Below are 7,729 nucleotides of genomic sequence, written 5' to 3'. Positions count from 1 at the left end.
ATTTAGGAGTGATGAAGATGATTAATAATCAAAATGACATCGGATTTATTCATGATATTGGTAGCCTAGATAAGTTACGTCAACAGGCTGTTAATGGCGAAGAAGGTAGCGAGCAAGAAGCTCTGAAGTCTGCAGCAAAACAGTTTGAGTCAATCTTTACTTCGATGCTTTTCAAGTCAATGCGTGACGCGAATTCTAGCTTTAAGTCAGACATGTTTGATAGTCAGAATGAACAGTTCTACCGTCAAATGCTTGATGACCAAATGTCGAGCGAGTTGAGTGCATCGGGGTCTTTGGGACTTGCAGATATGATAGTTGCTCAGCTAAGTTCGGCTCAAAGTGGTGACAAGTCAGAAGTTAAACTGCGTAATGAAGCATTTGATACCGCTTTACGTTTACCTGCAAATGAAGATAAATCTCGCCAAATTTCAGCAAGTTTAGAAAAGACACAAGAACTGGGCGTGAAAGAACCAGCTTCCTTCGATTCACCAGAATCATTTGTTAGTTCTATGCGACCTTACGCTGAAAAAGCAGCGCAAGCGCTCGGCATTGACTCTTCTTTACTGCTTGCTCAGGCTGCACTTGAAACCGGGTGGGGTAGCAAAATGGTTAAAAACTCATTAGGCAATAGTAATAACCTCTTCAACATCAAAGCAGATAAAAGTTGGAAGGGCGATAAAGTGGCGACACAGACTTTGRAATTCCATGACCAAACACCGGTTAAGGAATCTGCTTCCTTCCGTTCTTATTCTTCATTTGAAGATAGTTTTAAAGATTACGTTAAGTTCCTTAATGAGAATCCAAGGTACGAGACTGCATTACAAAACAATAAGAGCTCGGAGTCCTTTATCAAAGGAATCCACCAAGCTGGGTACGCTACCGACCCTAATTACGCAGATAAAGTATTACGTGTGAAATCGAAAATCGATAAAATGGATTAATAAAAACAAGGGCTTACTTATAGTAAGCCCTTGTTTTATCCACCTGCCTAAAATATTCCCTAGTTCAATCTATACTCTGGCACATATATTGCTTTTACTTAATTGAGGTTAATCAGTTACGACTGATTTTATTAAGTTTTTGGGGGCATTATGGCATCAGATCTTCTGAATGTAGGTACACAAAGTGTTCTTACCGCTCAGAGACAGTTAAATACAACTGGTCATAACATTTCTAACGCAAATACAGAGGGCTATAGTCGCCAGTCTGTAATTCAGGGTACGAATGACCCTCGCCAATACGGTGGCCAAACCTACGGTATGGGCGTGCATGTGGAAAATGTTCGCCGCTCGTGGGATCAGTTTGCCGTCAATGAACTTAATCTTTCGACAACGAATGCCGCCAATAAAGCGGATGCTGAAGTGAATATCGATATGCTCTCTAGCATGCTTTCTTCTGTTGCTTCAAAAAAAATCCCTGAACATCTTAATGAATGGTTTGACTCAGTGAAAACGTTAGCGGATAGCCCTAATGATGTGGGTGCCCGTAAAGTTGTTTTAGAAAAAGCGGGTTTGATCACCCAAACTTTGAATGAATTCCATGAAACGGTGCGTAAACAATCTGATGTAACTAATAAGAAGTTAGAGATGGGCGTTGAGCGAATGAACCAACTCGCTGTTGAAATTCGCGATGTACACCGTTTGATGATGCGCACACCTGGTCCTCACAATGACTTACGTGATGAACATGAAAAACTAATTAATGAGCTATCAGAATATACCAAAGTTACGCTGACGCCTCGTTCGAACTCCGAAGGTTTTAATGTTCATATCGGTAACGGGCATACTTTAGTGTCTGGTACGGAAGCAAGCCAACTTAAACTTGTTGATGGTTCACCTGACGTACACCAGCAAAGATTGGCCATTGTTGAAGGTAAGGTTATTAAGCCAATTACCAGCAGAGATATCGATGGAAAAATTGGTGCGATGTTGGATATGCGTGATGAACTTATCCCTGGAGTGATGGATGAGCTAGGGCGTATGGCTGTGGCTTTTTCTCATGAAGTTAATAGTTATCAATCTCAAGGTCTTGATCTTAGGGGAAATGTTGGTGGTTTGATGTTTACTGATGTGAACTCTGAATTATCAGCAAAATCCCGTGTAGTAGCAGGCAGCCAATCGAAAGCAGATTTAGCTGTGTACATTGCCGACACTTCACAGCTTAAAGGTGGTGAATATGGCCTTAAGTATGATGGCAGTGATTACTTTGTGACTAAGCCAAGCGGTGAGACAGTTAAAGTATCAACTGATTCAAATATCAATGGCTTTAGTATTGATGGAATGCTGGTCGAAGTACGTAACCCGCCTGTCGCAGGTGAAAAAATTATTATACGTCCAACTCGTAACTCTGCCGCTTTGATGAAAATGGAAACTAATGATCCAAAGTCTATCGCAGCACAAAGCTATGAAGCATCGACAACTTTTGCGCAGGGTACAGCGGATTTTAAGATTCTCGCAGCGGGTAGTTTACGTGAGTTCGAAGTTGTCGTTTCACCGAAAGGTGATCAGTTTGCAGTAACGGACACCAAAGGCAAAGTGTTATTACAGCCCCAAGGTTATCCGCCAAGCGGACCAGTAACCGTTCTTGGTACTACTTTTGAATTGACTGGTGGCGCTATTGCTAACGATAAGTTTACCGCTAACTTGGTTCCTTCTGAAGGTGATAACGGTAACTTACGTAAACTTCAATCAATTCAAACGGATAAGAAGCTAGACAATAACGAATCAACCATTTTGGATGTTTATCACAGCTTAAATACCAATACTGGCTTGAAAGCTTCAACAGCAACCCGTTTGAGTGACATCGCTGAGCTTGAGAAAGAGTCTGCGCAAGAACGAATTGCTTCGATATCGGGTGTTAACTTAGATGAAGAAGCCGCAAATATGATGAAATTTCAACAAGCATATATGGCTTCATCACGAATAATGCAGGCTGCAAACGATACTTTTAACACCATTTTGGCACTGAGATAGGGAGGCTATTAAATGTTAAATCGAATTTCAAGCTTCCATAACTACCAGTCGGTCCAAAATGATTTACGCCGTCAAGAAAACAAAGTTCATCACAATCAGGCTCAACTTGCGTCTGGCAAACAGTTGATGAAGCCTTCAGATGACCCGTTGGCGACGCACTACATACAGAATATTAGTCAACAATCTGAACAGCTTAAGCAATATATAGATGCGATTACCTTAGTTCGAAATCGTTTAGAACATCATGAAGTCATTATTGCGAATTCAGAAAGCTTTGCCGATGATGCAAAGCGTACAGTGATGGAAGCGATCAATGGTGCTTTATCTCCTGAAGACAGATATGCGAAAAAACGTGAACTTCAAGAAATTGCTAATAACTTCTTGAACTTAGCAAACACGCAAGATGAATCGGGTAATTACACATTCGCCGGGACTAAGCCGAGGAACCAACCTTTCTTTAGAGATAATGAAGGGAATGTTACTTATGCCGGTGATGATTATCAGAGAAAAATGCGTGTCGCGAGTAGTTTTGAAATGGCGATGAATGATCCTGGTAGTAAGTTGTTCATGGAAATCGATAATCCCTTTGGAGACTTTGAACCTAGGTATGACTTACAAACAGCATCTGATTTGCTACTAGAAAGAGCAACAACGACTGACCCTGAGGATCCTGCGATCTATAAAGTCACATTTGTTGATATGCAAAATGGTTCTTTCGGATATCAGTTAGAGAAAGATGGCAGTGTCGTCGATGCTAAAGAATTTGACCCTTCAACAGGGATAAAATTTGAAGGCGTTAATATTCAGGTTAAAGGTCAAATTACGAAAGGTGATTCGATAACCTTAGAGCCTCGTCAGGAATTCACTATTTTTGATACTTTTCAGGATGCAATGAAGTGGGTTGATTCATCAGTATCTGATGCGTCAGCAACCGCTCAGCTTCATCAGGCAACAGAAGAGTTTCATGCCGCTTTTGTACATATAACAAAGGCAAGAACAGATGTTGGTGCTCGTTTAAGTACGCTTGATATTCAAGAGGAACAGCATGAAGATTTCAAGCTGTCTCTTGCTAAATCCAAGAGTAACTTCGAGGACTTGGATTACTCAAAAGCAATTATAGAGTTTAATGAAAACTCACGAGCTTTACAGGCATCACAACAGGCTTTTGGTAAAACGAAAGACTTAACGCTTTTTAATTACATTTAACGATATCGAACTGAAATTAATAAAATAATTCATATCTACCAATGCCTTATGTGCAATGCCTTAAGTGCCGTAGATGAATTTTTGTATTGACGTTGCTCCTATTCGTAGCGATTCAGTTTGAAGTTAGTTCAAGCCAAGGTGGCAATTAAAGCGGCAACAAATGTTGCAAGCTTTGCCCCACAAGCTGAGAGACACTGTGACTTTGATTTCACTGTAAATAAGGTTATTCATAACCTACTGAAATAATTTGGATTTGTGTGTTTTTAATATCGGATTGATAACTTGGCATGCTACTTGTATGTGTATTAATCAGAAACAGTTTATAAGTTCCGCTAACGGAATTTAGTAAATAATTTACGGTCAGTGCTTATCCAAATGAGAGTAAAGCTGGCCGCTTCGCAGAAGCTTGCGAACTCATAAGGAGAGCATAATGGCTATTACCGTAAGTACTAACGTATCCGCAATGACTGCGCAGCGTTACTTAAACAAAGCCTCTAATGAACTAAACACTTCAATGGAGCGTTTATCATCAGGGCATAAAATTAACAGTGCGAAAGATGATGCGGCTGGCCTGCAAATCTCTAACCGTTTAACAGCACAATCACGTGGTTTGGATGTTGCGATGCGCAATGCCAACGACGGTATTTCAATTGCTCAAACGGCTGAAGGCGCAATGAACGAGTCAACAAACGTACTACAACGTATGCGTGACCTGGCTATTCAGTCTTCAAACGGCACTAACTCAGCTTCAGAGCGTGAAGCTTTGAATCAAGAGTCTATGGCTCTTCAAGACGAGCTGAACCGTATTGCAGAAACAACTTCATTTGGTGGACGTCGTCTATTAAATGGCTCGTTTGGTGAAGCATCATTCCAAATCGGTTCAAACTCTGGTGAAGCTATGATTATGGCTCTAACTAGTATTCGTGCTGATGATACTCGAATGGGTGGTACAACCTTCGATTCGAATAATGGTAAAGATAAAGACTGGGGTGTTCCGGCTCAGGCGCGTGATTTGAAATTCGAATTTACGACTAAAGCGGGTGAGCAAGTAACGCTAGATATCGCAGCAAAAGCTGGTGACGATATCGAAGAACTTGCGACTTACATTAATGGTCAGTCACACCAAATTAGCGCTTCTGTTACTGAGGATGGACGTTTACAGGTATTTGTTGCAGAACCCGATCTTGAAGGTCCTATGACGATCTCTGGCGGCCTAGCAACTGAACTTGATCTGCAAAGTGCAGGACGAGCAACGACGGTTCAAGATATTGACTTGAATACTGTCGCTGGTTCTCAGAACGCGATCAGTGTTGTCGATTCTGCACTTCAATATGTGGATTCTCAACGTGCTGACCTTGGTGCGAAGCAAAACCGTTTAAGCCACAGTATTAACAACTTGGCTAACGTTCAAGAGAACGTAGAAGCATCTAACAGCCGAATTAAGGATACTGACTTTGCGAAAGAAACGACGCAAATGACGAAAGCTCAAATATTGCAACAAGCAAGTACATCAATACTTGCTCAAGCTAAACAGTTGCCTAACTCTGCAATGTCACTATTGCAGTAGTTGCTGGTTGACCTTGCTGTTCATGTTCAGACGTGAGCTATACAGCAAGTGATACTTTGGCAAGCGTTCTTATTATTGAATAATTAGCTCTCTCATCTCTCACCGCTTATTATTTTTACAGTAAGAATGCACTCGGTAAGAAGGGAACGTGTTCATTTCTCGATGATCTCCCACAGACTCTGATTACCAACCAGCCCCGGTTCTCTCAAAGGAAAAGGGGCTTTTCCCTTTCTGGCATATAGTAAAATTCTCTTTAGCTGTTACTCGCAGGCTCTTCCTTACTCTTATACTCCAATATAAATAAGATCTCAGTTCTTGAAAGACAGTACGTGCTTCAATGATTTTGATGCGGCTTTTCTTTATACCTTCATTTTCTCTTGGTTTAGTTGTTGATTAATGTGCTTTTTGTTTTAATTAAGGCTTTGATTTTATTGGTATTTAAATTAATTTTAAAATTATTATCAATTTTTTCTAAAGGATTTCAAAACAGCGCCGTTAATAAAAGTAACTTTGAGAGAACTACTTGGTTTTTCGAGACGTCGAAAACCGCAACATCGAAAAATCAATTGGAGAAATCACCATGGCAGTGAATGTAAATACAAACGTATCAGCAATGACAGCACAGCGTTACCTAAACAACGCGAACAGTGCACAACAAACATCAATGGAACGTCTATCTTCTGGCTTTAAGATCAACAGTGCAAAAGACGATGCGGCAGGGCTACAAATCTCTAACCGTTTGAACGTACAGAGCCGTGGTCTAGATGTTGCTGTACGTAACGCAAACGACGGTATCTCAATTGCACAAACAGCTGAAGGTGCAATGAACGAGACAACGAATATTCTTCAACGTATGCGTGACTTGTCTCTACAATCTTCTAACGGTTCTAACTCAAAGTCAGAGCGTGTTGCGATTCAAGAAGAAGTAACGGCACTAAATGACGAATTAAACCGTATCGCAGAAACAACATCATTTGGTGGTAACAAACTACTGAATGGTACTCACGGTACTAAGTCTTTCCAAATTGGTTCAGACAATGGTGAAGCGGTAATGCTTTCACTAAAAGATATGCGTTCTGACAATGCTCAAATGGGCGGCGCAAGCTACCAAGCAGCACAAGGAAAAGATAAAGACTGGAGTGTTCAAGCTGGCGCAAATGACCTGACTATCGCTCTTACCGATACTTTTGGTGATGCTCAAAATATCGTAATCAACGCTAAAGAAGGCGACGATATTGAAGAACTAGCGACTTACATCAATGGTCAACAAGACTTCGTGAAAGCGTCAGTGTCTGAAGATGGTGAACTACAAGTCTTTGCTGGTAACAATAAAGTAGACGGCACTGTAGCATTCTCTGGCGGTTTAGCTGGTGAATTAGGCATGCAAGCCGGTCAACAAGTAACAGTAGATACTATTGATGTTACATCTGTTGGCGGCGCACAAGAGTCAGTTGCTATTATCGATACTGCACTTAAGTATGTAGATAGTCACCGAGCAGAACTAGGTGCTTTCCAGAACCGTTTCGACCACGCTATCAGCAACTTAGATAATATCAATGAGAACGTTAATGCATCGAAGAGCCGTATTAAAGATACAGACTTCGCAAAAGAAACGACTCAAATGACTAAGTCTCAAATTTTGTCTCAAGCTTCAAGTTCAATCCTTGCACAAGCTAAACAGGCTCCAAACTCAGCGTTAAGTTTATTAGGCTAAACAGCTATATAAACTTGCCACAAGATTTGCTCGTGGTGAGAGATGAGCGAGAAACCCAGCTTCGGCTGGGTTTTTTTATACCTGAAACTATTTTTTAAGCTGGATGGTTTGGTGAGACGAACTTTCTTTAGGTGGCGATCTTTCTACTAGACTAAGATCACAGTTTTGATTGTGGCGAAAATAAATGCAAAAAAACACAATAAATGACTAAAGCTTCTAAATGACAGGCCGTTAAAGGGATTGAGAGAAATGAGATGTACCAATGTGAGG

At 40.9% G+C, this 7,729-nt stretch carries 5 protein-coding genes; all 5 read left to right on the top strand.

From position 1 onward, the window contains the following. Positions 1-8: 8 nt before the first annotated feature. The 5 genes from flgJ to L4C33_RS17590 all read left to right on the top strand — a co-directional run bounded on the left by flgJ (position 9) and on the right by L4C33_RS17590 (position 7,459). Entirely contained in the window at positions 9-941 is a 933-nt protein-coding gene (gene flgJ, locus L4C33_RS17610; protein WP_428813714.1) for a flagellar assembly peptidoglycan hydrolase FlgJ, read from the top strand. 150 nt (positions 942-1,091) lie between these two features. Next, entirely contained in the window at positions 1,092-2,972 is a 1,881-nt protein-coding gene (flgK, locus tag L4C33_RS17605; RefSeq protein WP_428813713.1) for a flagellar hook-associated protein FlgK, read from the top strand. Positions 2,973-2,984: 12 nt separating this feature from the next. Next, positions 2,985-4,178 carry a flagellar hook-associated protein FlgL gene (flgL, locus tag L4C33_RS17600; protein WP_428813712.1) on the top strand — a complete coding sequence of 398 codons (1,194 nt, stop codon included), beginning with the start codon at positions 2,985-2,987 and terminating at the stop codon, positions 4,176-4,178. A gap of 430 nt (positions 4,179-4,608) precedes the next feature. Continuing rightward, complete coding sequence (locus L4C33_RS17595) at positions 4,609-5,745, top strand: flagellin (RefSeq protein WP_428813711.1); 1,137 nt, start codon at positions 4,609-4,611, stop codon at positions 5,743-5,745. 580 nt (positions 5,746-6,325) lie between these two features. Continuing rightward, positions 6,326-7,459, top strand: a complete 1,134-nt coding sequence (locus L4C33_RS17590) for a flagellin (protein ID WP_428813710.1) — start codon at positions 6,326-6,328, stop codon at positions 7,457-7,459. Positions 7,460-7,729 lie beyond the last annotated feature (270 nt).

It is taken from the genome of Vibrio makurazakiensis (assembly GCF_050337375.1).
Classification (GTDB): Bacteria; Pseudomonadota; Gammaproteobacteria; order Enterobacterales; family Vibrionaceae; genus Vibrio; species Vibrio makurazakiensis.
This window is presented reverse-complemented; position numbering and strand designations above follow the sequence as displayed.

Bases quoted from the DNA above. Each gene is read 5' to 3' on its own strand.
- L4C33_RS17595 (WP_428813711.1), top strand. From the start codon at position 4,609: ATGGCTATTACCGTAAGTACTAACGTATCCGCAATGACTGCGCAGCGT.
- L4C33_RS17590 (WP_428813710.1), top strand. From the start codon at position 6,326: ATGGCAGTGAATGTAAATACAAACGTATCAGCAATGACAGCACAGCGT.
- flgK (WP_428813713.1), top strand. From the start codon at position 1,092: ATGGCATCAGATCTTCTGAATGTAGGTACACAAAGTGTTCTTACCGCT.
- flgL (WP_428813712.1), top strand. From the start codon at position 2,985: ATGTTAAATCGAATTTCAAGCTTCCATAACTACCAGTCGGTCCAAAAT.